Source organism: Archangium lipolyticum, assembly GCF_024623785.1.
GTDB lineage: Bacteria > Myxococcota > Myxococcia > Myxococcales > Myxococcaceae > Archangium > Archangium lipolyticum.
In genome coordinates this window covers 109,703-134,906 of the sequence record NZ_JANKBZ010000024.1, presented here as the reverse complement: position 1 = coordinate 134,906, position 25,204 = coordinate 109,703, and the positions used below count along the sequence as shown (strand labels likewise).

The 25,204-nt window shown below is 68.6% G+C and carries 24 protein-coding genes; 19 read left to right on the top strand and 5 right to left on the bottom strand.

The genetic code is table 11. The features are described from left to right. Positions 1-8 precede the first annotated feature (8 nt). The gene (locus tag NR810_RS36820) at positions 9-1,760 is read right to left on the bottom strand and encodes a hypothetical protein (protein WP_257459421.1); all 1,752 of its coding nucleotides are present in this window, start codon (positions 1,758-1,760) and stop codon (positions 9-11) included. 148 nt (positions 1,761-1,908) lie between these two features. On the opposite strand from NR810_RS36820, the gene NR810_RS36815 reads away from it, so the two are divergent. The 11 genes from NR810_RS36815 to NR810_RS36765 all read left to right on the top strand — a co-directional run bounded on the left by NR810_RS36815 (position 1,909) and on the right by NR810_RS36765 (position 14,023). After that, positions 1,909-3,585 (top strand): right-handed parallel beta-helix repeat-containing protein, encoded by a 1,677-nt coding sequence (locus NR810_RS36815; RefSeq protein WP_257459420.1) that lies wholly within the window; start codon positions 1,909-1,911, stop codon positions 3,583-3,585. Between the two features lie 222 nt (positions 3,586-3,807). Then, entirely contained in the window at positions 3,808-4,221 is a 414-nt protein-coding gene (locus tag NR810_RS36810; protein WP_257459418.1) for a DNA-binding response regulator, read from the top strand. Next, positions 4,208-4,753 (top strand): DUF6232 family protein, encoded by a 546-nt coding sequence (locus tag NR810_RS36805; protein ID WP_257459417.1) that lies wholly within the window; start codon positions 4,208-4,210, stop codon positions 4,751-4,753. The genes NR810_RS36810 and NR810_RS36805 overlap by 14 nt, the downstream gene beginning before the upstream one ends. A gap of 18 nt (positions 4,754-4,771) precedes the next feature. Next, positions 4,772-5,503 (top strand): M90 family metallopeptidase, encoded by a 732-nt coding sequence (locus NR810_RS36800; RefSeq protein WP_257459416.1) that lies wholly within the window; start codon positions 4,772-4,774, stop codon positions 5,501-5,503. A 227-nt stretch (positions 5,504-5,730) separates the two neighbouring features. Continuing rightward, complete coding sequence (locus NR810_RS36795) at positions 5,731-6,237, top strand: PTS sugar transporter subunit IIA (RefSeq protein WP_257459413.1); 507 nt, start codon at positions 5,731-5,733, stop codon at positions 6,235-6,237. 280 nt (positions 6,238-6,517) lie between these two features. Further along, entirely contained in the window at positions 6,518-6,607 is a 90-nt protein-coding gene (gene kdpF / locus NR810_RS36790; RefSeq protein WP_204223362.1) for a K(+)-transporting ATPase subunit F, read from the top strand. 9 nt (positions 6,608-6,616) lie between these two features. Then, on the top strand, positions 6,617-8,338 hold the full coding sequence (gene kdpA / locus NR810_RS36785) for a potassium-transporting ATPase subunit KdpA (RefSeq protein ID WP_257459410.1): 1,722 nt from the start codon (positions 6,617-6,619) through the stop codon (positions 8,336-8,338). A 2-nt stretch (positions 8,339-8,340) separates the two neighbouring features. Next, on the top strand, positions 8,341-10,401 hold the full coding sequence (kdpB, locus tag NR810_RS36780) for a potassium-transporting ATPase subunit KdpB (RefSeq protein ID WP_257459407.1): 2,061 nt from the start codon (positions 8,341-8,343) through the stop codon (positions 10,399-10,401). Positions 10,402-10,413: 12 nt separating this feature from the next. Then, positions 10,414-11,031, top strand: coding sequence for a potassium-transporting ATPase subunit KdpC (gene kdpC / locus NR810_RS36775; protein ID WP_257459406.1), 618 nt, complete (start codon positions 10,414-10,416; stop codon positions 11,029-11,031). Further along, positions 11,028-12,185 carry a sensor protein KdpD gene (locus NR810_RS36770; RefSeq protein WP_257459404.1) on the top strand — a complete coding sequence of 386 codons (1,158 nt, stop codon included), beginning with the start codon at positions 11,028-11,030 and terminating at the stop codon, positions 12,183-12,185. The genes kdpC and NR810_RS36770 overlap by 4 nt, the downstream gene beginning before the upstream one ends. Next, positions 12,182-14,023 (top strand): HAMP domain-containing sensor histidine kinase, encoded by a 1,842-nt coding sequence (locus NR810_RS36765; protein ID WP_257459403.1) that lies wholly within the window; start codon positions 12,182-12,184, stop codon positions 14,021-14,023. Before NR810_RS36770 ends, NR810_RS36765 begins: the two co-directional genes overlap by 4 nt. Before the next feature lie 31 nt (positions 14,024-14,054). Here the strand turns inward: NR810_RS36765 and NR810_RS36760 are convergent, their stop codons facing one another. Together NR810_RS36760 and NR810_RS36755 are read right to left on the bottom strand one after the other, a co-directional pair. Beyond that, positions 14,055-15,395 (bottom strand): sigma-54-dependent transcriptional regulator, encoded by a 1,341-nt coding sequence (locus tag NR810_RS36760; protein WP_456062040.1) that lies wholly within the window; start codon positions 15,393-15,395, stop codon positions 14,055-14,057. A gap of 51 nt (positions 15,396-15,446) precedes the next feature. After that, positions 15,447-16,190, bottom strand: a complete 744-nt coding sequence (locus tag NR810_RS36755) for a GNAT family N-acetyltransferase (RefSeq protein WP_257459400.1) — start codon at positions 16,188-16,190, stop codon at positions 15,447-15,449. A gap of 104 nt (positions 16,191-16,294) precedes the next feature. On the opposite strand from NR810_RS36755, the gene sitA6 reads away from it, so the two are divergent. The 4 genes from sitA6 to NR810_RS36735 all read left to right on the top strand — a co-directional run bounded on the left by sitA6 (position 16,295) and on the right by NR810_RS36735 (position 19,296). Further along, the gene (gene sitA6 / locus NR810_RS36750) at positions 16,295-16,993 is read left to right on the top strand and encodes a SitA6 family polymorphic toxin lipoprotein (protein WP_257459495.1); all 699 of its coding nucleotides are present in this window, start codon (positions 16,295-16,297) and stop codon (positions 16,991-16,993) included. Positions 16,994-17,013: 20 nt separating this feature from the next. Further along, entirely contained in the window at positions 17,014-17,760 is a 747-nt protein-coding gene (sitI6, locus tag NR810_RS36745; protein ID WP_257459398.1) for a SitI6 family double-CXXCG motif immunity protein, read from the top strand. A gap of 64 nt (positions 17,761-17,824) precedes the next feature. Continuing rightward, positions 17,825-18,697, top strand: a complete 873-nt coding sequence (locus NR810_RS36740) for a hypothetical protein (RefSeq protein ID WP_257459397.1) — start codon at positions 17,825-17,827, stop codon at positions 18,695-18,697. Beyond that, positions 18,694-19,296, top strand: coding sequence for a hypothetical protein (locus NR810_RS36735; protein ID WP_257459395.1), 603 nt, complete (start codon positions 18,694-18,696; stop codon positions 19,294-19,296). The genes NR810_RS36740 and NR810_RS36735 overlap by 4 nt, the downstream gene beginning before the upstream one ends. Positions 19,297-19,345: 49 nt before the next feature. Here the strand turns inward: NR810_RS36735 and NR810_RS36730 are convergent, their stop codons facing one another. Both NR810_RS36730 and NR810_RS36725 read right to left on the bottom strand, forming a co-directional pair. Beyond that, complete coding sequence (locus NR810_RS36730) at positions 19,346-19,696, bottom strand: hypothetical protein (RefSeq protein WP_257459394.1); 351 nt, start codon at positions 19,694-19,696, stop codon at positions 19,346-19,348. A gap of 187 nt (positions 19,697-19,883) precedes the next feature. Then, positions 19,884-20,816 (bottom strand): DUF2381 family protein, encoded by a 933-nt coding sequence (locus NR810_RS36725; protein ID WP_257459393.1) that lies wholly within the window; start codon positions 20,814-20,816, stop codon positions 19,884-19,886. Between the two features lie 127 nt (positions 20,817-20,943). Here NR810_RS36725 and NR810_RS36720 point away from each other — a divergent pair, with 127 nt between their 5' ends. The 4 genes from NR810_RS36720 (at position 20,944) to NR810_RS36695 (ending at position 25,198) form a co-directional block, all read left to right on the top strand. Then, complete coding sequence (locus NR810_RS36720) at positions 20,944-22,020, top strand: saccharopine dehydrogenase family protein (RefSeq protein WP_257459392.1); 1,077 nt, start codon at positions 20,944-20,946, stop codon at positions 22,018-22,020. A gap of 270 nt (positions 22,021-22,290) precedes the next feature. After that, positions 22,291-23,880 (top strand): methyl-accepting chemotaxis protein, encoded by a 1,590-nt coding sequence (locus tag NR810_RS52325; protein ID WP_306818825.1) that lies wholly within the window; start codon positions 22,291-22,293, stop codon positions 23,878-23,880. A gap of 17 nt (positions 23,881-23,897) precedes the next feature. Further along, a complete protein-coding gene (locus tag NR810_RS36700; RefSeq protein WP_257459390.1) occupies positions 23,898-24,419 on the top strand; it encodes a protease complex subunit PrcB family protein in 522 nt (173 codons plus the stop codon). 56 nt (positions 24,420-24,475) lie between these two features. Then, positions 24,476-25,198, top strand: coding sequence for a DUF4336 domain-containing protein (locus tag NR810_RS36695; RefSeq protein WP_257459388.1), 723 nt, complete (start codon positions 24,476-24,478; stop codon positions 25,196-25,198). The last annotated feature ends 6 nt before the right edge of the window (positions 25,199-25,204 follow it).

Sequence of the window (25,204 nt, the reverse complement as noted above, 5' to 3'; positions counted from 1 at the left end):
CCGGGTGCTCAGAAGGTGAGGCGCCCTCCCACGGGCGGTGGGGGGACGGGCTGTAGCGCGCCGTCCTTCCATCCCAGGAAGACGAAGGAGGGGTCCTCCAGCGGCGTGTCGAACTCGAAGCCGATCCGCGTGGGGCCCTCCGCGTCCGCGTCCAGCACCGTCACCGTCATGCCCTTCAGCTCCACCCGGGCCCCTTGGGGGAGCGGGTGGCTCGGGCCGCGGAACACCACCTCGAACTCGCTGGTGAGGAAATGGCCCTGGGTGAGCGACAGCTCGAGCGACGCCGGCCCCGTGCGGGTGAGCACGTGGGGCTCGGGTGACAGGGAGAGCTGCCACCAGGAGAGCGGCTTCGGCATGCCGCGCAGGGCCATGAGCATGGGCACGTAGAGGCCGACGGTGGGGTTGGGCATGGGGAGGACGACCACCCGCTGCTGGGGGAGCCGCTTCCAGTCCAGCCCGTGCCCGTGGTGCAGCGGCTGGAGCATGGGCTCCACCTGGGCGCCCAGCTGCCGGATGACGAGGGTCATCGCCGGCCAGAGCAGCGGCGCCACCACCAGGTGCATGAGCGCGAGCACGCCGGCCCCTGCCGCGAGGCCCCGGGGACGCCAGCCGCGCGCCCGCGAGCGCCACGCGGACACGAGCACCAGGGCCACCGCCACCGAGCCACCGAGGCTCGGGACGAGCAGGAGGCGGTTGGACGGGAAGGTGGCGACCACGGGCAGCAGGGACAGCGCGGCGCCGAGGAAGAGCCAGCGGCAGTGACGGCGCTCATCCTCGGAGAAGGAGGGCCACGCGGCGCGCACCAGCAGGGCGAGCAGCCCGAGCCCGAGCAGTCCCACGCCCACCAGCACGGGGCGCAGGCCCGCCGCCAGCCAGAGGTCCGCGGGCACCTCCATCACCAGCCCGGAGAGCAGCACTGGCACCCGCACCAGGGCGGCGAGGAGGAAGCGCCCGGGCTCGCTCACCGGGTCCACGTAGGAGCCCGAGCCGTAGGCGCCGAAGCCGCGCAGCTTGTACATCACGAGGTAGGCCAGTCCGAGCAGCGCCGCCGGGGCGATGGCGCGCACCCGTTCCTTCACGCCGCCCCTGGCGCCGAGGAGCTCATAGGCCAGCACGTACGCGAAGAGCCCGAGCGCGGTCTCTCCGCCTGTCAGTCCCACGGCGAGCCCGGCCAGGGACAGGGGCAGGGCCCAGGGCCGGCGCGTCTCCCGCCACTCCAGGTGCATCCACAGGCCGAAGAGCGCGGGCACGGCGGCCACCAGCGCGTTGCGGTTGGCGATCCACCCCGCCACCAGGAAGTGCGCGCCGTCGATGGCGAAGAGGAACAACGCGAGCGCCCCGAGCGCGGTGGGCAGGAAGCGCCGCAGCAGCACGCCGAAGAGGGCCACCATTCCCAGGTACCAGGCCAGCGAGTGCAGGTGCCCGCCCACGGGGTTGCGGCCGAAGAGCTGGTAGTCGCCTCTGGCGAGCGCGCTCGACAGCGGACGCCAGAAGGTGAGCTCGAGCTCGGGGAGCGTCCACCAGGGGTAGGGCCCCTCGTCCACCATGCGCCTGAGCTTCTCGACGTCCCCACCGGCGAAGTGGAACAGGTTCGAGGGCGTCCCCATCGCGGGCCAACCTTCGAGGATGAGCAGGTGGATGTAGTCGTCGCTGATGTGGCCTACCGTGATGGTGGGCAGCGTGAGCACCAGCGCGGCCAGCAGCGAGAGCCAGATGACACGCGGGAAGGTGAACCACCGGCCTCGGGAGGAGGTGTCCATGGAACCGCATCCTCTCAGGGCGTCCAGAGCTGGTCACTCGACCCTGGTAGGAAGGGGGCCTTGCTTGCGGTGGGAAGGCCTGTCGTTATCGTCACGCTGACTTGTTCCGGGCCTGCAATGGGGGTCGCTGTATATGAGCCGAGCGGATGTGAAACGCCTGTGGCTGCTCGTCGGGGGACTCGCGCTGGTAGCGGGTTGCCGCGAGGAGCGAGACCTTCCAGTCACCTATGATCTGGGCGGGCCGCCTCCCTCCGTTGAGCAGGTGTCCCAGACGCCTACATCGGTGGGGCCCGCGGACATCCTGCGTCTGGGTGTCACCCTCACCAGCGGGAGCCGTGGGCCGCTGTCCTTCTCGTGGACCACGAATGCGGGCGCCGTGGGCACGCCGGTGGAGGGAGCCGATGGCAGCGAGGTCGTCTGGACGGCCCTGTCCTGTCTGCCCGCCGACGTGACGCCCACGGTGACGTTGACGGTCACCGACGCCCGGGGGCAGAGCACCTCGCGAACCTTCCCGGTCACCTGGACGGGTCCCATCTGCACGCAGCCCCCGTGCGCCTTCTCGCTGGAGGCCGAGCGGGTCGCGCTGGCGGCCGACTGCTCCACGGACTTCCCGCTGTTCGTGCCAGACGGCTACACGTTCGATGGCCAGGGCCACACCGTCACGGCGGTGAATCCCACGGGAGGCCGCTTCTCGGGCGCCGTCATCCGCAACCGGGGTGGGACGGCGCGAGTCCGGGGCGTGACCGTCACCACCCGCGGGCTGACGAACCCCTGCGCCACCAACGCGGCGGAGCGGCTCCGGGGCATCCAGCTCGCGGGGGCCATGGGCGAGGTGGTCGACAGCGAGGTGCGGGACGTGAACAGGGGCCTGGACTCGAGCGGCTGTCAGGAGGGCGTTGGCATCGAGGTGCGCAACGATGACGCGAGCCGGGGTCCCTTCAAGGTGGACGTGCTGCGCAACCGCGTCTCGGGCTACCAGAAGCTCGGCATCCTGGTGACTGGCGCCGTGGAGGTGAACGTCGCGCGCAACACCGTGGACGGCCGCGGGCCGGTGGCGCACATCGCACGCAATGGCATCCAGGTGAGCAATGGAGCCAGGGGGCGGTTGGAGGGGAACATCATCTCCGGGAATGCCTATGTCGGGGACACGGGGAACACCACCGGCGCGGGCATCCTGGTCAGTGGCGGCAGCTCCTACCGCCAGGCGCTGGTCACCGGCCTCTCCATCGAGGGCAACAGCCTCACCGACAACGACGTCGGCATCTCCCTCTCCCAGTACGAGGGCTCGAACTACGACCCGCCCACGACGAAGACGCTCATCCGGGTGGCTGGGAACGACGTCAGTCACGGGGGCGCGGTGCTCAACCCGTACTACCAGGCCGCCATCTCGGACTCGGGCACGGGCAACATCATCACCTCGAACCTCTACTCCGGTGAGGGCTACAAACCGGATCCGTCCCGGCACCTGTACTCCATCGACGTGTACACCACGAAGCCGGCGTCGAAGCTCGTGTTCCTCTCCTGGGCGCAGGAGCTCGCGGCAGGGGCCTGCTCCGGGAAGGTCACCGTGCAGAGCCAGGACGCGGACGGCAACCTCGTGCCCCTGGCGGAGACGGAGACGTTCACCGTGGCGGCCTCGGGCCAGGAGGCCTCGGGCGTCACCTTCTACAAGGACGCGGGTTGCACCGAGAGCCTCGGCTCCCTGAGCCTGTCGAACCCGCAGGCGGAGGCGAGCTTCTTCATCCGGGCTTCCCAGCCCGGGGCGGCGACGGTGGGGGTGTCCGGTGGCGGCCTGAGCACGTCGCGGGACGCGACCATCCGCTAGGCCCCAGGTTCACTCGCGTCGTGGAGTTGGCGCTCTCGGGGGGGCGTTCTGCAGATCGCCTGGGGACAGGCTGGTCGCATGGCGCATCCCTCCTCGCCGTGATGTGGCAATCCGCCAGGGCGGTCTTGCACGGTGCCACGTTCGCCGCGGTGCGTTGGAGCCCTCTCCGAGGGAAGTGCCACGGGCATGTGGCTTGCTGGTGCATGGGGATGAGGAGCCGCCATGCGCCACCCCTTGCCGTGCTGCGTCATCCTCGCGCCAGACGCGGATGAGTCGCTGCGGTCGCTGTTGAGCGACGTGCTGGGCGACATGGGCATCGCCCTGTGTGCCGCCGGTGACGCGGTGCGGCCGGACGTGGTGCTCGCGCTCGTGCACCGCGAGGACAGCGTGTCCAAGGTGTTGAAGGTGGCTGGGAATGAGGCGGGGGCCGCTCCTGTCTTCGTGATGTTGCCCTTCGAGGACGAGCGGTTGCGGCGCCTGGCGCTCAGCCTGGGCGCCAGTGGCTGTTACGCGCTGGGCACGCCGCTGGAGCTGTTGAAGGGGCTGCTGCGCAGCGTGGTGGGCCGAGCACCCCGCGCGCGATCGGATGTCGCGGGTATGCAGGGTGAACGCGGGAGGCACGATGATGGAGCGTGAGTCCTGGCCGGTGGCGAAGCCGCGCCCCAGGTCCGTGCTGAGGTTGGTTCCTTCCCTACCGCCGGAGCCGTGTACCCCCTCGGGTGAGCGGGTCCTGGTGGCGGCGGACGGCCTCCGGCTGACGAACGAGCGGCTGGAGGTGGGGGGCTGCTCCTGGCGGCTCGAGGAGCTGCGTGGCTTCGGCACGCGCCACGAGGCCCCCGGCTTCCGGGTGCCGCTGCTCATTGGCGCGGGAGCGGCGCTGATGGTGCCGATGCTGCTGCTGCAACCGGGCTCGTTCCGGGTGACGGCCGCGTTGCTGGTGGCCACGGCGCTCGTCTTCGCCTCCATCGTGTGGCTGGTGGTGGCCGCGGACACCTACTGGCTGACGGTGCGCACCTCCGAGGGCGAGCGCCAGGTGTTGCGCATCCAGGATCATCAGCTCTTCGCCCGGGTGGTGGAGGAGCTCGGCGAGCTGCTCGAGCGGCCCGAGTCGAGGCCCGTGGCGCCCTCGCCCGGGGTGTCGGCGCCCCGGCTGGCGCTGGTGCGCTGAAACTCCCCGAGCCCCTCCATGCTTGGCCTCTTCCGCACCCTCCGGCGGCGCCGCCTGCTGCGCCGCCCCTTCCCACCCGAGTGGCTCGACTTCCTGGAGCGGCGCGTGCCCTTCTGGAGGAACCTCGCGCCGGAGTCGCGCCCGCGCTTCCTGGAGCTGCTCAAGGTCTTCGCCTGGGAGAAGGAGTTCATCGGGGCGGGCGGCTTCTCCATCACCGATGAGGTGCGCGCGGTGGTGTCGGCCACGGCGGTGCGCCTGGTGCTGTACCTGGACCTCTCCTATTACGACCGGCTGCGGGAGATCATCGTCTACCCGGACACCTTCCGGATTCCGGACCGGACGGGCGGGGTGCTGGGCGAGGCGAAGAACTGGGGCACCGTCATCCTGTCGTGGCGGGCGGTGCTGGCGGGCCTGGGGGATCCGCATGACGGCCACTCCACGGCCGTGCACGAGTTCGCCCACGTGCTGGACCGGGAGGACGGGGCCTTCGATGGGACGCCGCAGCTGCGCCGGTACTCCCACTACCGGGCGTGGGCCTCGGTGATGGGGGAGCACTTCCTGAAGCTGCGCGAGGGCCGGCGCCTGGAGCGTCAGGTGCTGGACGACTACGGCGGCCTCAACGAGGCCGAGTTCTTCGCCGTGGCCACCGAGTCCTTCTTCGAGAAGCCGCGGCAGATGAGGGACAAGACGCCGGAGCTCTTCGAGGAGCTGAAGCGCTTCTACGGTGGGGAGCCGCCACCCGGAGGGTGAGGGCTGGCCCCTTGCCCGGACGGGCCGGAGACGGGGAGCGGGCGGCCATGCGGGTGCTCCACCGGACAACGCAACGCGAGGCGGGACGTTCACGGGGAACGGTGGGGGTTGCCGATGCGTCCCACCATTCCGAGCATGTGCGGGAGAGCGCCCGGCGCGGCACCTGTCGCCCGAGTCGGCTCGAGCACCGGAAGACTCCATTGGCGCGTGCTCCTGGGAGGTGTGAGATGCGCTTCACCGATTTCCTGGCGGAAGGCTGCATCCGTTCGGACCTGCGGGTCACGGACAAGGCGGGCGTGTTGCACGAACTGGCTGGAATGCTCGCGGCGAGGACGCGGGCTCCGCGCGAGCAGCTCGAGGAGCAGCTTGCTTCCCGGGAGCGCATCTCCAGTACCGCCATTGGCGAGGGGGTGGCCATCCCGCACTGCCGGTTCGAACGGCTCCGGCAGACCATCGCCTGTATCGCCGTGGACCGTGAGGGCGTGGACTTCGGCGCCCGGGATGGGAAGCCGGTGCGGCTCTTCGTGACGCTCGCGTCACCGACGAACGCGCCGGGTACGCACCTGGGGGTGCTCGCGCGCGTCGCGGCGCTGCTGCGGGATGGCCGCCTGCGGCAGGCGTTGATGGAGGCGCCCGACGCGGCCACCATCCGCACGCTCCTGGTGCGAGCCGAGGACGCCTATCTGTCCGCCCAGGCCCGCCACGACGCCTCTTCGCACGCCGGCAGTCCCTGAGCACCGTTCCCCGCGAGTGCCTTTCATGAGGCAAGGGCTCCCGGGGGGTCATCGTGCGGATTGCAATCCGGAGGGGGCTCCCGGAGGCGTAACCCCCCGGAATCACGAGGAGTAGCAGGACCGGTTCCTGGTACAGCGGCTGCTCTAGCGAAGGGGACGAGGTGTCCATGTCCCCTTTCGAGCTTCCCTGCCCGCCGTCCTTCCCATCGAGCACTCCATCGGGGTGGGTCGAGTCCTCCAGTCCCGAGGGCTCCCTGCCCGCCGGGGAGGCCTCCGTCCCATGACCTTCGAATACGTCTCCGGCGCCGTGCTCGCGGTGCTGCTCCTCGTCTACCTCGTCCATGCCCTGCTCCGTCCGGAGCGCTTCTAGGGGTCTGCCATGACACTCATCGGTTGGTCGCAGATCCTCCTCTTCTTCGCGCTGGTGCTCGCGCTGACGAAGCCGCTGGGCGCATACCTCTTCCAGGTCTTCGAGGGGCCCACGCGGCCCCTGCCGAAGGTGCTCGGGCCCGTGGAGCGCTTCCTGCTGCGCTCGTGCGGCGGCAGGGAGGCGCTGCGTGAGCAGACGTGGGGGCAGTACGCGCTGGCGCTGCTCGCCTTCAGCCTGTTCAGCATGCTCCTCACCTACGGAATCCTGCGGCTGCAGCACGTGCTTCCGCTCAACCCCCAGGGCTTCCCGGCGGTGGGGCCAGAGCTGGCCTTCAACACGGCCGCCAGCTTCACCACCAACACCAACTGGCAGTCCTACGCGGGCGAGTCCACGCTGAGCTACCTCAGCCAGATGGTGGGGCTGGCCTGGCACAACTTCATCTCCGCGGCGGCGGGCCTTGGCGTGGCGCTGGCGCTCGCGCGCGGCTTCACGCGGCGCCCGGGCCCCGAGGGGCAGAAGACGCTGGGCAACTTCTGGGTGGACCTCGTCCGAGGTCTCCTCTACGTGCTGCTGCCCCTCTGTGTCGTCTACGCGCTCTTCCTGGTGTCGCAGGGCGTGTTGCAGAACCTCGCGCCCTATCGCGAGCTGACCACGCTGGAGGGCGTGAAGCAGACGCTGGCCATGGGCCCGGTGGCCTCGCAGGAGGCCATCAAGATGCTGGGCACCAACGGCGGTGGTTTCTTCAACGCCAACAGCGCCCACCCCTTCGAGAACCCCACGCCGCTCACCAACCTGGTGCAGCTGCTCTCCATCTTCGCGATTCCCGCCGCCCTCACGTACACGTACGGGAAGATGGCGGGGGACACGAAGCAGGGCTGGGCCCTCTTCGCGGCCATGAGCCTCCTGTTCCTCGTGGGAGTGACGGCCGCCTACGCCGCCGAGTCCCAGGCCAACCCCGCCGTGGCCGCCGCCCGGGTGGCGCAGGAGGGAAACCTGGAGGGCAAGGAGACGCGCTTCGGCGTCGCGGCCTCGGCGCTCTTCGCCACCGTCACCACGGCGGCCTCGTGCGGCGCGGTCAATTCCATGCACGACAGCTTCACCGCGCTCGGGGGGCTGGTGCCCCTGGTCAACATCCAGCTCGGCGAGGTCATCTTCGGCGGCGTGGGCGCGGGCCTCTACGGCATCCTCGTCATGGCGGTGCTCGCCGTCTTCATCGCCGGCCTCATGGTGGGCCGCACGCCCGAGTACCTGGGCAAGAAGATCGAGGCGAGGGAGATGACGCTCGCCATGTTGTACGTGCTCATCTTCCCGCTCGTCATCCTCGGGCTGAGCGCGGTGGCGGTGGTGCTTCCCCAGGGGCTGTCCTCGCTCAACAACGCGGGGCCGCACGGCCTGTCCGAAATCCTCTACGCGTACACGAGCGGCACGGGCAACAACGGCAGTGCCTTCGCCGGCCTCAACGCCAACACGCCCTTCTGGAACATCTCCCTGGGCGTGGCCATGCTCGCCGGACGCTTCCTGATGATCGTCCCCGTGCTGGCCATCGCCGGCTCCATGGTGGGCAAGAAGGTGGTGGCTCCTGGCCCGGGCACCTTCCCCACCCAGGGGGCCCTCTTCACCGGCCTGCTGGTGAGCGTGATCGTCATCGTCGGCGCGCTCACCTTCTTCCCCGCGCTCTCCCTCGGCCCCATCGTCGAGCACGCCCTCGGCGAGGCCGGAAAGGTGTTCTGACCATGGCTTCCCCTTCGTCGAAACCGTCGTCGCTCTTCGAGCCGGCGCTCCTCGGGCAGGCCACCCTGGACAGCCTGCGCAAGCTGGACCCCCGGGAGGTGGCGCGCAACCCGGTGATGTTCGTGGTGTGGGCGGGCAGCGTGCTCACCACGGTGCTGGTGGTGAAGGACCTCGTCGTGCCGGGGCCCAGGCCCACGCCGCTGTGGTTCACCGTGGCGGTGACGCTGTGGCTGTGGTTCACCGTGCTCTTCGCCAACTTCGCCGAGGCGGTGGCGGAGGGGCGTGGCAAGGCCCAGGCCGGCGCGCTGCGCAAGATGCGCAAGGACACCACCGCGCGGCGTCTGGTGGACGGGAGGGAGGAGCGCGTGGCGGCGCCCGACCTGCGCAAGGACGACCTCGTGGTGTGCGAGGCGGGCGACCTCATCCCCGGTGACGGCGAGGTGGTGGAAGGCATCGCCAGCGTGGACGAGTCCGCCATCACCGGCGAGTCCGCCCCCGTCATCCGCGAGTCCGGCGGCGACCGCTCCTCCGTCACCGGTGGCACCAAGGTGCTGTCGGACCGCATCGTGGTGCGCATCACCGCCGACCCGGGCGAGTCCTTCCTGGACCGGATGATCGGCCTGGTGGAGGGGGCCGCGCGCCAGAAGACGCCCAACGAGGTGGCCCTGCACATCCTGCTGGTGGGGCTCACCATCGTCTTCCTGCTGGCGTGCGTGACGCTGGTGCCGATGGCGCTCTACTCGGGGGTGAAGCTGTCGGGCACGGCGGTGGTGGCGCTGCTGGTGTGCCTGATTCCCACGACGATTGGCGGCCTGCTGTCGGCCATCGGCATCGCGGGCATGGACCGGCTGCTGCGCAAGAACGTGCTGGCCATGAGCGGCCGGGCGGTGGAAGCGGCGGGCGACGTGGACACGCTGCTGCTGGACAAGACGGGCACCATCACCCTGGGCAACCGCATGGCCACGGAGCTGCTGCCCCTGCCGGGCGTGCCGATGGAGGACCTGGCCGAGGCCTCGCAGCTCGCGAGCCTCGCGGACGAGACGCCCGAGGGCCGCTCCATCGTCGTGCTGGTGAAGGACACCTACAAGATGCGGCCACGCGAGTTGCAGGCGCACCAGGCCACCTTCGTGCCCTTCACGGCGCAGACGCGCATGAGCGGGTGCGACCTCGTGGACCCCGGGCCCCGCAGCATCCGCAAGGGCGCGGTGGACGCTGTCATCAAGCACGTGGAGTCGCAGGGGGGCGCTGTTCCTCCCGAGCTGCGCGAGACGGCGGCGCGCATCGGTGACGCGGGCGGTACGCCGCTGGCGGTGGCCGACGGCGCGCGCGCGCTGGGCATCATCCATCTCAAGGACGTAGTGAAGGGCGGCATCAAGGAGCGCTTCGAGCGCTTCCGCGCCATGGGCATCCGCACGGTGATGATTACGGGCGACAACCCGCGCACGGCGGGGGCCATCGCCCGTGAGGCTGGCGTGGACGACTTCCTCGCCGAGGCCACCCCCGAGGCCAAGCTGGCCCTCATCCGCGCCGAGCAGGCCAAGGGCAAGCTGGTGGCCATGACGGGCGATGGCACCAACGACGCGCCCGCGCTCGCCCAGGCGGACGTGGGCGTGGCGATGAACACCGGCACCCAGGCCGCCAAGGAGGCCGGCAACATGGTGGACCTGGACTCCAACCCCACCAAGCTGCTGGAGGTGGTGGAGGTGGGCAAGCAGCTCCTCATGACGCGCGGCACGCTCACCACCTTCTCCATCGCCAACGACGTGGCCAAGTACTTCGCCATCCTCCCCGCGCTCTTCATGGGCGTGTTCCCGGAGATGGCGCGGTTCAACGTCATGGGCCTGTCGTCGCCCTACAGCGCCATCCTCTCCGCCGTCATCTTCAACGCCCTCATCATCATCGCCCTCATCCCCCTGGCGCTCCGGGGCGTGCGCTACCGGCCCCTCGGGGCGGCGGCGCTCCTGCGGCGCAGCCTCCTCATCTATGGCGTGGGCGGGGTCATCGTCCCCTTCGCCGGCATCAAGGTCATCGACGTGATGCTCACCGCCGTGGGCCTGGTCTGAAAGGAACGCATCATGCTCTCCGCACTCGTCACCGCCCTGCGCGCCGCGCTCGTCACCCTGGTGCTCACCGGTGTGCTCTACCCGCTGGCCGTCACCGGCCTGTCCCAGCTCCTCTTCCCGGAGGAGGCCAATGGCTCGCTCGTCACCGGCGAGAAGGGCCAGGTCGTGGGCAGCGCGCTCATCGGCCAGGGCTTCTCCCAGCCCGGCTACTTCCAGCCGCGCCCGTCCGCGGCTGGCGCGGGTCATGACGCCACCGCCTCCTCGGGCAGCAACCTGGGCCCCACCTCCCAGAAGCTGCGCGAGCGGGCCGTGGCCGAGGCCGAGCGCCTGCGCCGGGAGAACCCGGAGGCATGGGGTCCGGTGCCCGCCGAGCTGGTCACCGCGTCCGGCTCGGGGTTGGATCCGCACCTGTCTCCCGAGGCCGTGCGCTGGCAGGTGCCCCGCGTGGCCCGCGCGCGGGGCGTGGAACCCGGGCGCATCCTCTCCGTGGTGGAGGAGCACCTCGAGGGCCGCACCTTGGGTATTCTCGGGGAACCTCGAGTGAACGTGCTCCTCCTCAACCTGGCGCTGGACCGGCAGTTCGGCGAGCTCCCTTCGACGCGGCCCACGTCGACGGCGGGGGCACCGTGACACGAAGGCGTGCCGAGGACTTCCTCGAGCTGGTGGCGCGCGGCCGGCGCGGACGGCTGAAGCTGTACATCGGCTTCGCCGCCGGCGTGGGCAAGACGTACCGCATGCTCGAGGAGTCCCACGCGCTGCGGAAGCGAGGGGTGGACGTGGTGCTCGGCTTCGTCGAGACGCACGGCCGCTCCGAGACGGCCGCGTTGGTGGAGGGCCTGGAGGTGGTGCCGCGCAAGGTCTTCACCTACCGCGACGTGGCGGTGGAGGAGATGGACCTGGACGCGGTGCTGGCGCGCAAGCCGCAGGTGGCGGTGGTGGACGAGCTGGCCCACACCAACGTGCCCGTGTGCCGCAACCGCAAGCGCTACCAGGACGTGGAGGAGCTGCTCGCCGCGGGCATCAACGTCATCGGCGCCTTCAACGTGCAGCACCTGGAGAGCCTCAACGACCTCGTCGAGCGCGCCACCGGCATCCGCGTGCGCGAGACGATTCCCGACAGCTTCCTCAAGAGCGCGGACCAGGTGGTGAACCTGGACCTGGCGGTGGAGGACCTGCACGAGCGGCTGAAGGCGGGAAGAATCTATGCGCCGGACAAGGTGCAGCACGCGTTGGAGAGCTTCTTCCAACAGGAGAACCTCTCCACGCTGCGCGAGCTGGCGCTGCGCGAGGTGGCCGAGAGCCTGGACCGGGCCACGGGCAACCGGGCCCGTCCGGGCGCGGAGCCACAGCAGATGGGCGGAGGCTGGGGCCGGTTGATGGTGGCGCTCTCCAGCAGCCCTCCGCATGCGGCCACGCTGCTGCGGCGTGGTTCTCGCATGGCGGGTCGGCTCAACACCGACTGGTTCGTCGTCTACGTGGAGACGCCCGGCGAGGCCCCGCACCTCATCGACGCCGAGGCGCAGCGCCACCTGCTGACCAACATCGAGATGGCGAAGGAGCTGGGCGCGGAGGTGGTGCGGCTCAAGGGGAAGGATCCGGTGACGGCGCTGCTGGACTTCGCACGCTCGCACGGGGTGGGCCACATCATCGTGGGCCGCTCGCGGCAGCCGTGGTGGAGGCGGGTGATGGGGCTCGCGTCGGACGTGCGGCTGCTGCGCGAGGGGGAGGGTTTCGACATCCACGTGGTGTCCTTCGAGGCGCCGCGCGAGGAGCGCCGGCCATGAACCTGCGTGGCAAGCTGTTGCTGGCCCAGGCGCCGCTGGCGCTCGCGCTGCTGTTGCTGGGAGTGCTGGGCGTCAACACGCTGGGCCGGCTGGGGCGCGCGGGACAGGACATCCTCGCGGACAACTACCGCAGTGTGCTGGCCATGCAGCGCAGCCTCGAGCACCTGGAGCGAATGGACGGCGCCGCCCTCTTCATCGTCGCGGGTGAGCGGCGGCGAGGACAGGAGCAGGCGGAGGCGCAGCTTCAACCGCTCGAGGCGGAGTTGGAGGTACAGGAGCGCAACCTCACCGAGTCCGGGGAGGGCGAGGCCACCCGGCGGCTGCGGGAGACCTGGACGCGCTATCGGACCGGGTATGAGGCCTTTCTCGCCCTGGATTCTCCGGAGCGGGTGCGCCAAGCCTACTTCGAGTCCCTGGCACCGGCCTTTCTGGCGGCCCGTGAGGCCACGCAGGACATCCTGGTGCTCAACCAGGACGCGATGGTGCGCAAGAGCGATGCGCTGAGGAGGCAGAGCCGGCGGGTGAATACGCTCATGGTGACGGCGGTGGTGGTGGCGCTGGTGGGCGGCTTGCTGGCCTCGGCGTCGCTGACGCAGCGGGCGCTGCGGCCGGTGTCCGTGCTGTCCCAGGCGGTGCGGCGGCTGGGGCAGGGGGACCTGGCGACCCGGGCGGTGGTGGAGGGACGGGACGAAATCTCCCAACTGGCCCAGGACTTCAATGCCATGGCGGAGGCGCTGCAGCGCTACCGGCGGAGCTCGCTGGGAGAGCTGCTCCAGGCGCAGTCGGCTTCCCAGGCCGCCATCGACAGCCTTCCGGACCCGGTGGCGGTGTTCGGCCTGGAGGGGAGCGTGCTCAACGTCAACCGCGCGGCGGAGGAGGTGCTGCGGCTGTCATTGGAGGTGGGAGGGGGCGCGCTGGGCCAGGTGGCGCCGGAGGTACGCGCGGTGCTGGAGCGGGTGCGGGTGCACGTGCTGGGTGGCAAGGGGCCGTACCTGCCTCGTGGCTACGAGGAGGCGGTGCGGGTGGAGGGGCCGGAGGGAGACCGGTGGCTGCTGCCGCGCGGCAGCCCGGTGTACGGCGAGGGCGGTGGGGTGGTGGGGGCCACGGTGCTGCTTCAGGACGTGACGCGGCTGAGGCGCTTCGATGAGCTGAAGAACGACCTGGTGGCCACGGTGGCGCACGAGTTCCGCACACCACTCACCTCGCTGCGCATGGCCATCCACCTGTGCCTGGAGGAGGTGGCGGGACCCATCACGGAGAAGCAGGCGGACCTGTTGTCCGCGGCGCGCGAGGACTGTGAGCGGCTGCAAGGCATTGTGGATGACTTGTTGGATTTGTCGCGGCTGCAGGCGGGGCGGCTGGTGCTGGAGGTGCGAGAGGTCTCCACGGAGGAGGTGTTGGAGTTGGCGCTCGCGCCACACCGGGGGGCGGCGGACGAGCGGGGCGTGCGACTGGCCTCGGAGCACGAGCCGGAGCTGGAGCGGGTGGAGGCGGATCCGGAGCGATTGCAGCTGGTGCTGTCCAACCTGGTGGCCAATGCGGTGCGGCACACGTCGCACGGAGGCGAGGTGGTGGTGCGGGCGCGGCGCGATGGCGAGCGGGTGCGCTTCGAGGTGGCGGATACGGGGGAGGGCATCTCGCCGGAGCACCAGCAACGTGTCTTCGAGAAGTTCTACCGGGTGCCTGGGGGAACTACGGGAGGAGCGGGGTTGGGTCTGTCCATCGCGCAGGAGATCGTCCAGGCGCACGGTGGGGAGATGGGACTGTCGAGCCAGCCCGGAATTGGCAGCACCTTCTGGTTCACGCTTCCACGGGTGGAGGTACCACGGCCATCGTGAGTGAGCGAGTGGGCGCTACTTGTTGTCTGGCTCACCCTTGGGCGGACTCGTACTTCTTGCGCTTGCGCCACAGCGTGGACGCGTCGATGCCGAGGATGTGCGCGGCCTCGTCCAGCGTCGGGACGCTCGCCATCACCCGGAGGATGTGCTCGCGCTCCACCTCTTCCAGCGTGTGCGGCCCGCCCAGCGCCACCCCCGAGCCCGTCGCCGCGGCGATGCGCTCCGGGAAGGCTTGCGGCTCCAGCACCTCCGCCGGCCAGACGATGATCGCCCGCTCCAGGGCATTGCGCAGCTCGCGCACGTTGCCCGGCCATGGGTACGCCAGCAGCATCTTCTCCGTCGCCGGGGACAGCTCCGGCGGAGGCCGCTGCGCCGTCCGCGCGAAGAAGGCCACGAAGCGCCTCGCCAGCGGGAGGATGTCCTCGCGCCGCTCGCGCAGCGCCGGCAGCTTCACCTCGATGACGTTGAGCCGGTAGAGCAGGTCCTCCCGGAAGCCGCCCGCGGCCACTTCCTTCTCCAAATCCCGGTTCGTGGCCGCCACCACCCGCACGTCCGCCCGGCGCGTGCGCCCCTCGCCCAGCCGCTCGAACTGCTTCTCCTGGAGGAAGCGCAGGAGCTGGGCCTGCAGCGCGGGGCTCATCTCCGCCACCTCGTCGAGGAAGAGCGTGCCCCCCTCGGCCTGCTCCACCCGGCCCGGCTGGTCCCTCACCGCGCCCGTGAAGGCCCCGCGCACGTGGCCGAACAGCTCGCTCGACAGGAGCTGCTCGGAGAGGGTGGGGCAGTTGACGGTGACGAAGGGCCGGCGGCGCCGCGCGCTCATCGAGTGCAGCGCCCGCGCGAGCACCCCCTTGCCCGTTCCGCTCTCCCCCCGTAGCAGCACCGCCGCGTCCGAGGCCGCCGCCCGGGTGACGAGCGCGAGGGCCGCGTGCATGGCGGGCGAGGCCGTCTCCAGCGTGGCCTCGGGCACGGACTGGGCGAGCTGTCCCTCCAGGTTTCCCAGCTGGGAGCTCAGCTCCCGGTGGGCCCGCGCCTTCTCCACGAGGTGCCGTATCTGCGCGGGGGTGAAGGGCTTGGGCAGGTAGTCACGTGCTCCGCGCTTCACCGCCTCCACGGCGGTGTCGAAGGTGGCGTACGCGGTGATGAGGACGACATCCAGGGTGGGGGACTCGGCGAGCAGGCGGGGGAGCAGGTCCAACCCGCTGGCGGTGCCCAGGCGCAGATCCACGAAGGCCAGGTCGGCCGGTGCCTGGGCGAGCGCGGCGAGCGCGGCCTCGGCGGTGGGGGCCTCGCGCACCTCGCAGCCGAGCCCTTCCAGGCACATGCGCAGCGTGGTGCGGATGTTCCGCTCGTCATCCACCACCAGCACCCGCATGGGGCGGGGCTCCACCACGGGCGCGACAGTTCCGGTCTCCATGCCTTCCCTCTACTCCTCCGGTTCCGGCGCGGGTCCCTTCTCGGCGGGCGCGGACGCCTTCTTCCGGCCGCCTCCCGAGGCCGCGCGCGGGGCCCGGGGCTTCTTGCCAAGGAGCGCGGGACCGCTGACCTCCTCGGGCATGAGGCCGGTGGTGGGGGCGCCGCCGCTCGGATGTGCGGGGCGGGGCTTGATGCGGCGAGGGGGGAGCAGGTCCGGCTCGCCGGGCACCTTCTGGGCGAGGAAGATGGCGGCGTCCAGCTTGTAGAAGTTGCGGGTGCGGTACCAGGAGAGCGCGGACTCGTTGTTCTCGGCGACCTCGAGCACCAGGTGGGTGCAGCCGCGGGTGCGTGCCAGGTGCTGGAGCTGCTCCATGATGAAGCTGCCCACGCCGCGGCCCTGGTAGTCCGGGTGCACGGCGAGCTCCTCGACGAAGAGGGGCCGCATGCCACGCTTCTCGAACCAGCGGGGGTTGACCCAGTTGTCGTCGCCGGTGGCCTCGAAGGCGCACTCGGAGTAGCCGACGATCTCCCCGTTCACCTCATAGAGGAGCTGCTCTATCCACTCCGAGGTGTACACCTCGAGGAAGCGCCGCTTGGAGCGGGGCCGCTGGTACTCGACCGTCTCGCGGTTGACGTCCCGGAAGACGAGCTTGAGGAACTCCCAGGTCCGGTTGAGGTCGCGACGGTGGATGCGCCGCACGCGCACCTCCAGGTCGCCCTTCTTCTTGCGCGAGGGAGGCTTCGTCTCACTCATGTCCCCAGTCCTAGCCGACTCGGGGGAATGATGCGCGGAGAACCGTACGCGACTTCCCACTGCCCGGCATTCCCGGGTGGTGCGAGGGCGATAGCATGGACCGTATGCGCTTATTGGCCTCCAGGCGTGGGCTCGGGCTCCTTTGCATGCTGCTGGTGGCCTGTGCCACTTCGACGCCTGGCGTGCGTGAGGACGAGGCGCCGTTGGGGGCGGTGTCCTCGTGGGACGAGGCTCGTGCGGACCCGAGCTGTGTCGTGCCGTTGTGCTCTCAGGAGTCCTGCTCCCTCTGGCGCTGCGTGGACCTGGTGGAAGAGGAAGCTTCCTCCGTGGTGCTGGCACGCGGGCCCGGGGTCTTGCGTCCTCCCCTGGTGGTGGGCAGTCCCAGTCGCTGGTGGGGCCGCTCCATCGCAGCACCTGCCAACGCGGAGCCCGTCTTCGAAATCCCTTGGCACAACTGGAGCACCCGCGACCCGTTCGCTCGAAGGGAGCTCCGCATCCCGTGCATCGTCACCCCGCGCGAGCCCTACGAGAAGCACCATATCTTTCCGCAGGAGCGCGAACTGGCCGAGTGGTTCGCGAGCAGGAACATCGACATTCACGCCTTCACCGTTCGTCTACCCGAGAGCTTTCACACCTGGCTGCACAGTGGTGGGCCCAAGGGTGGCCAGTGGAATGAGGCCTGGCGGCAGTTCATGAGGAAGAACTACAAGACCGCCACCGCGGAGGATATGTGGCGGTTCGCGTTCGAGCTCATGATGAGGTTTGGAGTGAATGGTCCGCTTGTTCCCTACTACTGCGAATGAGGCACGCGGAGAACGTGGGCATGCGCTATTTCAACATCGAGGAAGACAGAGCCGCAGGCTACACAGGTGAGGTCGACGCAGCGCATAGGTGGAAGCTCCCGGGGATCATGTGTTCCACCTGCAAGGCCACCTGGAGTGATGGTTCCAAAGCATATCCCTCGGTGGACCTGACCCCGGTGGCTTCCCTGGCCGATTTCGAGAAGGCCCGGGCCGAGCCCGTCGATGAGTATGATCGGCTGTGTGAGCTGATACGCCCTTTACTGACCGCTGGTGCCGTGTTGGCGCCAGGGGGGACCTTTGGTCCGCTCGTGGGCAGGGCACAGGGCCGCTTCGGGTCGCTCGTATCCCCCTATCCCTGGTGGCTGTTGGTGCAGCGCGAGGCATTGGAGAGGCTTCAGGCAGAAGGTCTCCGGGGACTCAAGGGCTGTCGCACCGAGCTCCGGTTCCGTCAACGTGCCGCACCAGAGCTGCTCGAACTGGAAATTCTCCCCGTGGGCCGTCTTCACCCGGACTGCCTGCCTCCGAATCGCCAGCCTCCCTGTCCTCGCTGCGGACGGGATGGTCTTTCCTTGCCCGAGGTCCGCCTGTTGGACGCCGCAACCCTGCCCAGCCACCTGGATCTGTTTCGATTGGAGGATTTCTCGACCGAGATCATCTGCACCGAACGCTTCGTCGATGCCTGCCACCGTCTGGGATTGGACGGTGTTTCCTTCCACCCTCTGCCTGTGGCGGGGACACCACACGCAAACATAGACTCCGAGAGATAGAGCTGTGGATTTCACCTCGGCCAATGCTTTTCTTTCTGGATTCTATCTTCGGCTTTGATTGGGGTTGGATTACATGTTCTCTGCCCTTCTTCGTAGCAAGCTGGATCGCTGGTTCACTCGTTCTCCGGTTGAAATAGAGGATTTGCTGACATCCTTGGTCTTTGACGTTTGCCGATTTCATCCACCAAAGGACTTGGTGTTGCCGTTTCTTCGACAAGCGCGTAGCTTGGATGGATGTGTCCTCGCTCTCCCCGTCGAGGAGGAGATCGAAGGTGTCGATTACAGTTTTTGGGACCCTCGGTTCGGTGATTCAGATGATGAAACGGCGGTGGTGTCTGCTGAGGCCGCTGGGGGTGAGCCGGAACTGGTGTTGAAGTTGAGAACACGTGGCATGCCGGAAATATGGATCTTGGTGGAAGCCAAGCTGTGGAGCGGTAAGTCCTCGCGAGCTGGTTCTGGACCCCTGGTAACGGACCAGTTGGGAAAATACTGGGTGCATCTGAAACGCAAGGCTTGTTTGGCGGGAGCAGTGCCCTTCGCTGTTGTCTATCTCGTGCGTGGCATCTCTCCTCCGCAGAAGGACTTCGATGAGACACAGGCCGAGTTGAGTCAGAAAGGGCACGAGCCCGCTCCGCTTTACTGGCTGTCGTGGAGGGCCTTTACGAAGGTTTTGGGCGAAGGCTCTCTTTCTCCTATGCTTGAGGATGTTCGGAATCTGCTCGTTTCGAAATGGGGACTGGCGTCAGTGCAATTGCAGGCTTGGCCTGTTTGGCCAGTCGACGTCTCACGCTCGCGTCCTTTTCGCTTCCAGGAGATATGGAAATGGCCAGGTCGAGGGACGCAAATGGAGCCAGCCTGGGCTTTCGGATGGGCGTGGCCAACCCCGCGGACTGCGGCCTCGTGGCATTTTGATGAAGAGGAAGGTGAAGGCACATGAATGAAGGCCGTCAAATGGTGGAGGGCTTCCGTTACGTACAGGAGGTGTTCCGCAACGTTTCAAGATTGCTGTTATCCGCAGATGCTCTTTTGAGCGATCGTAAGCATATTCCCTATCCAACGAATTGGAGTGCCAGCTATCCGAAGAAGATTTTCAAGGTGGACAGCCCACAGGAGTGGCTGCCCTACTATTTCATTCGCCAGTATCACCCTGTGCCTCAGGAGCCAACGCGCAAAGAAATATTGACGGTCGGAGTTGTCCTATGGAATCCGCAGGATCCTGACTTCAATACGCCTCTTTGCATCGGATCACGGATGGTTGTGCGTGAAACGTCGGATGACGTGTACTGGCTGGCCCTGGCACAACTTTGGAGTCGGAATGCGCTTCCGGACGAGCAGGTGCGGCGGATCGACCGAACCTCATTGGGTGGTCCGGGTTGGGATACAAGTGATACCAAGCGTTTTGAGGAACTCATGGTGGAAGGAGCTTTGCTCAGCATTGCGGTGCCATTGCTGGGCATTACTCGTGCTGACGAACTGGAAAGCCACGTCCTTGCTCCCCTATTCGCAGCCACATGGCCCCTTCCTCCTACAGAATGAGGTGAAAGGGCGCGCCACGGTGTACCCTTGCGACGCGACCTGCTCGTCTTCAGCGGAAGTCGTCGACGATCCAGAGCACGGCACGCGAGAGTTGGAGAACGGCAACGCCTGGGCGTGAGCCTGGTTGCTTTTTCAGGCCTCCACGATCCGAGCGGGCGACAGCGCAGATTGGAATGCGGTCGCCCCCTGGTGGCCGCGCCTCGTAGTACCGAACGACGACGTTGGGTCCACCGGTCCAGATCTGGCCATAAATTCTCGTCATCGCGGGAAGGGTCTTGAAATCCTGGTCCAGGAATCCCTCGACGGGGCCATCGCTAAGTGTGACGGGGCTCTGGTCTGTCTGGTTGGCGTCGAGTTCGGCGAAGGCACTGTCGCCGGGCTCAAGCCGCAGGATCCGCATGGTCTTCAGTGCTTCGTCCGAACATTTCTGGGGTCCAGGGCTTCCGTCTGCACGCAGGTAGACACCGGAGGCGGTACAACCCGGACCCGTGCATGCAAGGAGGCTCAGTGTCAGGATCAGCGTCACTTTCGTTCGGGACATGAGATAACCTTTGGGGGGATGTGTGCCTACGGCATTGAGGTGAAGGTCAGGGCTTGGATTTCTTCTCTAGCACTGCGTAGACCTGTCGGAGTCCTCCATCACGGAAGAGCTCCACGACGAGCTTGTCTGTGCCTATCTTGGTCATGAACGAAGTCAGGTCCGTAACAAGGGCGATGGTGCCGGTTTTTCCGGGCGGAATTTCGATCGGAGTCATGCGCAGGGCAAAGGGTCTTGACTCCCCAGTGGTGAACGTCGAGAGCCGCGCCTCCTCCAACCTCCAAGGAGTTCTCTCGTCAAGGTTCTTTATCAGGAAGAGTACTGCCGCGCGCGCCCCTCCTTCGAGAAGGATGATGTCTACCTTGAATCCTTTGTCCGTGATGGTCCACTTCACACGATCCTTGAATGGCGTCATCGAGAGCTGCCCGTTGGCAAGGAGGGCGGCCAAGGCGTGATCGATCGAGTTTTCCTCGTTCGCGAGGCGGCGGTTCTCTTCTCGGAGTACCTCGTTCTCCTTCTTCTTCGCCTCCAGCGCCACCCGGAGCGATTTAGATGAGTCAGGGTCCAGAAACACGTCGACTTGCCAGTCCGCGAACTGCTGACTGGCGGTGACGGTGAATGCCAACTGGGTGTCGTCCATCAGAGTCACCAGCAGAATGAAACGGTCTTCTGGTTCCAGGTCTCGAAGAGGGACGATGACCACGGACTTGCCACCCACGAGCAGGGGCTCGAAGCGGCCCTCCCCACCCACGAGCTTCGTGCGGCTCGGGTCACAAGGCGTCTCGAAGCGGATCGTGGTCGCTGTATCTCCCGCTACGAACACCTTCGGCGCTGCCTGGGAGTCCTTCGATGGGTAGAGTCTCCTGGCTCTGGTCCCTTCTTCGAGGCAGAACCGCCGCTCAGCTCCCGTGGTCGTGGATGCGATCATCAGGAGAGTACAGAGAGCGGCCTTCTTCAGGTGGCCTATGGCGCAGGTCATCATGTCCCGGTAGACCTTAAAAGTTCAGTGGCCGTGTCTCAAGACGAGTGTTTGACGTTGGGGGCGGGTCCGCCTCCTCGCGGGCACGCACCCCACGCCAATGTCGGCTCCATGAGGTAGGGTGCCGCACGTGAAACCTTCGACGAACACGACTCCCCGTTGGATGCTGTACGGCGCCACCGGCTACACCGGCGTGCTCATCGCCGAGGAGGCGGTGCGCCGCGGACACAAGCCGGTGCTCGCCGGCCGCTCCCGCGACAAGCTCGCGCCCCTGGCCTCGCGGCTCGGGCTGGACATGGTGGCGGTGAGCCTCGATGACGCGCGCGGCCTGGTGTCCGCCCTGGAGGGCCTCCCGCTGGTGCTTCATGCCGCCGGCCCCTTCGTGCACACCAGCGAGCCCATGGTGCAGGCCTGCCTCGCCGCGCGCGCGCACTACCTCGACATCACCGGCGAGATTCCCGTCTTCGAGAACACCTTCCGCCATGACGCCGAGGCCAGGGGCCGCGGCGTGGTGCTGATGTCCGGCGTGGGCTTCGACGTGGTGCCCACCGACTGTCTCGCCCGCTACGTGGCGGAGAAGGTCCCCGGCGCGCACGAGCTGGACCTGGCCATCGGCGGCGTCGCCCGGGCGAGCGCCGGCACCGCCAAGTCCATGCTGGAGTCCGTGCCCACCGGCGCGGCCGTGCGCCGCGGTGGCCACCTCCAACCCTGGCCCATGGGCCTGGGCGTGCGCCGGGTGCGCTTCTCCGATCGCGAGCGCACCGCCATCCCCATCCCCTGGGGCGACCTGGTGACGGCGTGGCACTCCACCGGCATCCCCAACATCACCACCTACATGGCGCAGCCCGCCGTCGCGGCCCACTCGCTGCGCTACGCCTTCCCCGTCCTCCAACGGGTGCTGGCGGCGGAGCCGGTGCGCCAGCGGGTGTCGAAGCTCATCGAGACCCGGCTGCAGGGGCCGGACGAGTCCCTGCGCCAGCGGGCTCGCGCCCAGGTGTGGGCCCAGGCGCGCGCACCGGACGGGCGGCAGGCCGAGGCGTGGTTGGAGACACCCGAGGCCTACGCTTTCACCGCCAGGGCCGCCGTGCGCTCGGTGGAAGAGGTGCTGGCGGGCGAGCGGCGGGGTGCCTTCACGCCCGCCCACGCCTTTGGCCCCGACTTCGTCCTCTCCATCGAGGGGGTGCACCGGATGGAGGCGTACGCGTAGGGTTTCCCGTGGGCCGCCTACCCGACGGGCGGGGAGGCGGAGGGGGGCGCCGTAGGGGTCACCCCCACCCCAGCCGGTACCGGGGGGCCTCGCGCGCCAGGGGAGCGCATCCGGTATCCTGCGGCTCTCACGGGGGACGTCCCCTGTCGTGCCAGGTGCGCGGGCCGCTCCGGTCCGCTGAGGAAGGAGAGTCATGTCCAGGCGTTGCACGCCCCCAGCGGCCGCACGTGGAGCCATCCCGGGCCGAGTCGTTGGCGGGAGGTGGAGGCCATGACGTTCAAGCAGAAGGTCGTGCTCCTCCCGGTGGTGGCCACCGTCTTCCTCCTGCTCATCCTCGGCCTTTCCCTGGCGGTGAGCCGGGACGCCGGGCGGCTGGGCCAGCGCATCGCCGAGGGGTACACGCCCGCGCTCGCCTCGGTGCGGAGCCTGGAGGTCCTGGTGTCCTCGCTGCGGTGGGACCTGCGCGAGGCGTACGCGGCCCGGGACGTGGCGCGGCTGGCGTCGATGCGCGAGCAGGCGAAGTCCTTCGAGGAGACCCTGGCGCGCGAGGCGGGCAACCCGGTGCTGGATGAGGCCCGGCGCCAGTCCCTGCGCGAGGCCTTCGGTGCCTTCTGGACGCAGGGGCAGCGGGCCGTGGAGCTGGCGGCGCGTGAGGAGCCGGGCGCGGAGGAGTCCTTCCAACAGGCCCTGGTGCGCCACTCCACGCTGGAGCAGGTGCTGCGGGGGTCGGGCGAGTGGGCCCAGAACGGGCTGCGCGCCTCCTTCGGGGAGATGGAGCAGTTGCAGCGGCGGCGGCAGCGGTGGACGACCACGCTCGTGGTGCTGTGCATCCTCTCGCTGGCGGGACTGTCGTCCTGGCTGGCGCGGGGCGTGGTGGGGCCGCTGACCCGGCTGACGGAGGTGACCACGCGCATCGCCACCGAGGGAGACCTCACGCAGCGCATCGACGTGCGCTCCCAGGATGAGGTGGGCCAGCTGGCGCGGGGCATCGAGGCCCTGGTGACGCGGCTGCGCAAGGTGCCGTTGACGTTGCAGGGGGTGGTGGAGGAGCTGACGCAGGCGACGAAGCGGCTCACCGAGGCGAGCCAGGGACAGCTCAACTTCCTCAGCCACCAGTCGCGGAGCCTGTCCGAGGCGGGCACGACGATGAGTGAGATCGCCCAGACGTCGAACCTGGCGGCGAGCCGCGCGGAGATGGTGCTGAGGGTGGCGGCGCAGGCGGACCAGTTCAGCACCTCGGGGCGGCAGTCCATCGAGAGCAGCGCGCAGGGGTTGCAGCAACTGCGGGCGCGGGTGGAGGCGCTGATGCGCAGCGTGGCGCACCTGTCGGAGCAGGCGGCGCGCGCGGGTGAAATCATCGGCAGCGTGCGCGACCTGGCGGACCAGTCGAACGTGCTGGCGCTCAACGCATCCATCGAGGCGGCGCGCGCGGGCGAGGAGGGGCGCGGCTTCGCGGTGGTGGCGCGGGAGATGCGGGCGCTCAGTGGCCAGTCGGTGCAGAGCACGCAGCGCATCGGGAAGATCCTCCTGGAGATCAACCAGGCCATCCGGCGGGCGGTGTCCATCGCCGAGCAGGACAGCCAGGAGATGGAGGCGGGCATCACCCAGGTGCTCACGTCGGCGGACAAGCTGCGGGAGATCACCACGGTGGTGCACGAGAGCAGCCAGGCGGCCAAGCAGATCGTCGCGTCGGTGACGCAGCAGAACGCGGGCATCGCGCAGATGACGGACGTGATGACCACGCTGTCTCAGATGATGGGCGACGTGGTGGAGTCGACGATGAGCGCGGAGGAGGCGGTGGTGCAGGTGAACGCGACGCTCGAGCGGCTCAAGCAGGTGGTCTCCAGCTTCCGCGTGTAGGACAGGAGAGGGCTCCCATGCGCAACAGGACTCCCGGGACGTGGACCCGTTCCGTCACGTTCATGGCCGCGACGCCCGTGCTGGGCCTGTTGCTCTCGTGCGCGACGGGCTCCCCGAGCCCGGGCGGGAGCTCGCTCCACGCGCCGCGTGCGCTCTCCGTCGAGCCGCTGATGTGCTCGAGCTGCACCGGCGACATCGCCCGGACGGAGCGGGCGCGCGAGGTCATCGAGGACGCGGCGGCCTTCCGGAAGGCGTTCCTCGACTCCGCCCATGAAGGGATGGCGGTGCCCGAGGTCGACTTCTCGCGGTTCGTCGTCGTCGCCGTGTGGATGGGGCAGCAGTCGGACTGTGGCTCGGGGATCTCCATCTCCAGCGTGAAGGAGACCGGGAGCCGGGTGGAGGTCGAAGTGACGTCCTCCCTCACCGGGAACTGCCCCGCGGGTGACGCGATCTCGTACCCCTTCTGCTTCGTCAAGGTGGAGCGGGTGGCGAAGCCCCATGTCTTCCTGGAGAAGACCGAGACGCGCGTCTGCGAATGAGCACACCTCCTCGTTTTCGTGCGCCCGGACGCGCCGGGTTGGGCTAACCAGCGGGTATGACCCCACGTCCCCCGCCCACCTGGAATGTCCTGCCGCACGGACCCCTGGAGCAGCTCTCCGAGAACCTCTGGCGCGTGGAGGGCGCGCTGCCCAACATGTCCCTCAAGCGGGTGATGACCGTGGTGCGCCGGGACGACGGGACGCTGGTCATCCACAACGCCATCGCCATGGAAGAGCCCCTCCAGCGCCAGCTGGAGGCGTTGGGGCCGCTCACCTTCCTCATCGTGCCCAGCGGGGTCCACCGGCTGGATGCACCGGCCTACAAGCAGCGCTACCCCTCCCTTCAGGTCTTCGCTCCCTCGGGCGGGCGCGGCAAGGTGGAGGAGAAGGTGCCGGTGGATGGCACCTATGAGGACTTCCTCCACGGCGAGGACGTGCGGCTGGAGATGCTGCACGGAATCAAGGATGCGGAGGGGGCGATGCTGGTGCGGTCCAAGGATGGCACCACGCTCGTGTTGAATGACGTCGTCTTCAACATGGACCGCAAGCGCGACGTGCTCGGCTTCCTCTTCACCTCCGTCCTGGGCTCCGCGCCGGGGCCCCGGGTGTCCCGCCTCTCGAAGCTGCTCCTCGTCAAGGACTCACGGGCACTGCGGGCCGACCTCGAGCGCTATGCCGCCCTGCCGGGGCTCGTGCGCCTGATCGTCTCGCACGAGAAGGTCGCCTTCGGGAGCGACGCGGCCCAGGCCCTGCGCCAGGCGGCGGCCTACCTTCGCTGACGCCGG

What these genes read in the sequence shown, in the direction of transcription:
- NR810_RS36820 (WP_257459421.1), bottom strand. Translation starts at nt 1,760, where the DNA reads ATGGACACCTCCTCCCGAGGCCGGTGGTTCACCTTCCCGCGTGTCATC.
- NR810_RS36810 (WP_257459418.1), top strand. Translation starts at nt 3,808, where the DNA reads ATGCGCCACCCCTTGCCGTGCTGCGTCATCCTCGCGCCAGACGCGGAT.
- NR810_RS36805 (WP_257459417.1), top strand. Translation starts at nt 4,208, where the DNA reads ATGATGGAGCGTGAGTCCTGGCCGGTGGCGAAGCCGCGCCCCAGGTCC.
- NR810_RS36800 (WP_257459416.1), top strand. Translation starts at nt 4,772, where the DNA reads ATGCTTGGCCTCTTCCGCACCCTCCGGCGGCGCCGCCTGCTGCGCCGC.
- NR810_RS36795 (WP_257459413.1), top strand. Translation starts at nt 5,731, where the DNA reads ATGCGCTTCACCGATTTCCTGGCGGAAGGCTGCATCCGTTCGGACCTG.
- kdpF (WP_204223362.1), top strand. Translation starts at nt 6,518, where the DNA reads ATGACCTTCGAATACGTCTCCGGCGCCGTGCTCGCGGTGCTGCTCCTC.
- kdpA (WP_257459410.1), top strand. Translation starts at nt 6,617, where the DNA reads ATGACACTCATCGGTTGGTCGCAGATCCTCCTCTTCTTCGCGCTGGTG.
- kdpB (WP_257459407.1), top strand. Translation starts at nt 8,341, where the DNA reads ATGGCTTCCCCTTCGTCGAAACCGTCGTCGCTCTTCGAGCCGGCGCTC.
- kdpC (WP_257459406.1), top strand. Translation starts at nt 10,414, where the DNA reads ATGCTCTCCGCACTCGTCACCGCCCTGCGCGCCGCGCTCGTCACCCTG.
- NR810_RS36765 (WP_257459403.1), top strand. Translation starts at nt 12,182, where the DNA reads ATGAACCTGCGTGGCAAGCTGTTGCTGGCCCAGGCGCCGCTGGCGCTC.
- NR810_RS36760 (WP_456062040.1), bottom strand. Translation starts at nt 15,395, where the DNA reads ATGCGGGTGCTGGTGGTGGATGACGAGCGGAACATCCGCACCACGCTG.
- NR810_RS36755 (WP_257459400.1), bottom strand. Translation starts at nt 16,190, where the DNA reads ATGAGTGAGACGAAGCCTCCCTCGCGCAAGAAGAAGGGCGACCTGGAG.
- sitA6 (WP_257459495.1), top strand. Translation starts at nt 16,295, where the DNA reads ATGCGCTTATTGGCCTCCAGGCGTGGGCTCGGGCTCCTTTGCATGCTG.
- sitI6 (WP_257459398.1), top strand. Translation starts at nt 17,014, where the DNA reads ATGCGCTATTTCAACATCGAGGAAGACAGAGCCGCAGGCTACACAGGT.
- NR810_RS36735 (WP_257459395.1), top strand. Translation starts at nt 18,694, where the DNA reads ATGAATGAAGGCCGTCAAATGGTGGAGGGCTTCCGTTACGTACAGGAG.
- NR810_RS36730 (WP_257459394.1), bottom strand. Translation starts at nt 19,696, where the DNA reads ATGCGGATCCTGCGGCTTGAGCCCGGCGACAGTGCCTTCGCCGAACTC.
- NR810_RS36725 (WP_257459393.1), bottom strand. Translation starts at nt 20,816, where the DNA reads ATGATGACCTGCGCCATAGGCCACCTGAAGAAGGCCGCTCTCTGTACT.
- NR810_RS52325 (WP_306818825.1), top strand. Translation starts at nt 22,291, where the DNA reads ATGACGTTCAAGCAGAAGGTCGTGCTCCTCCCGGTGGTGGCCACCGTC.
- NR810_RS36700 (WP_257459390.1), top strand. Translation starts at nt 23,898, where the DNA reads ATGCGCAACAGGACTCCCGGGACGTGGACCCGTTCCGTCACGTTCATG.
- NR810_RS36695 (WP_257459388.1), top strand. Translation starts at nt 24,476, where the DNA reads ATGACCCCACGTCCCCCGCCCACCTGGAATGTCCTGCCGCACGGACCC.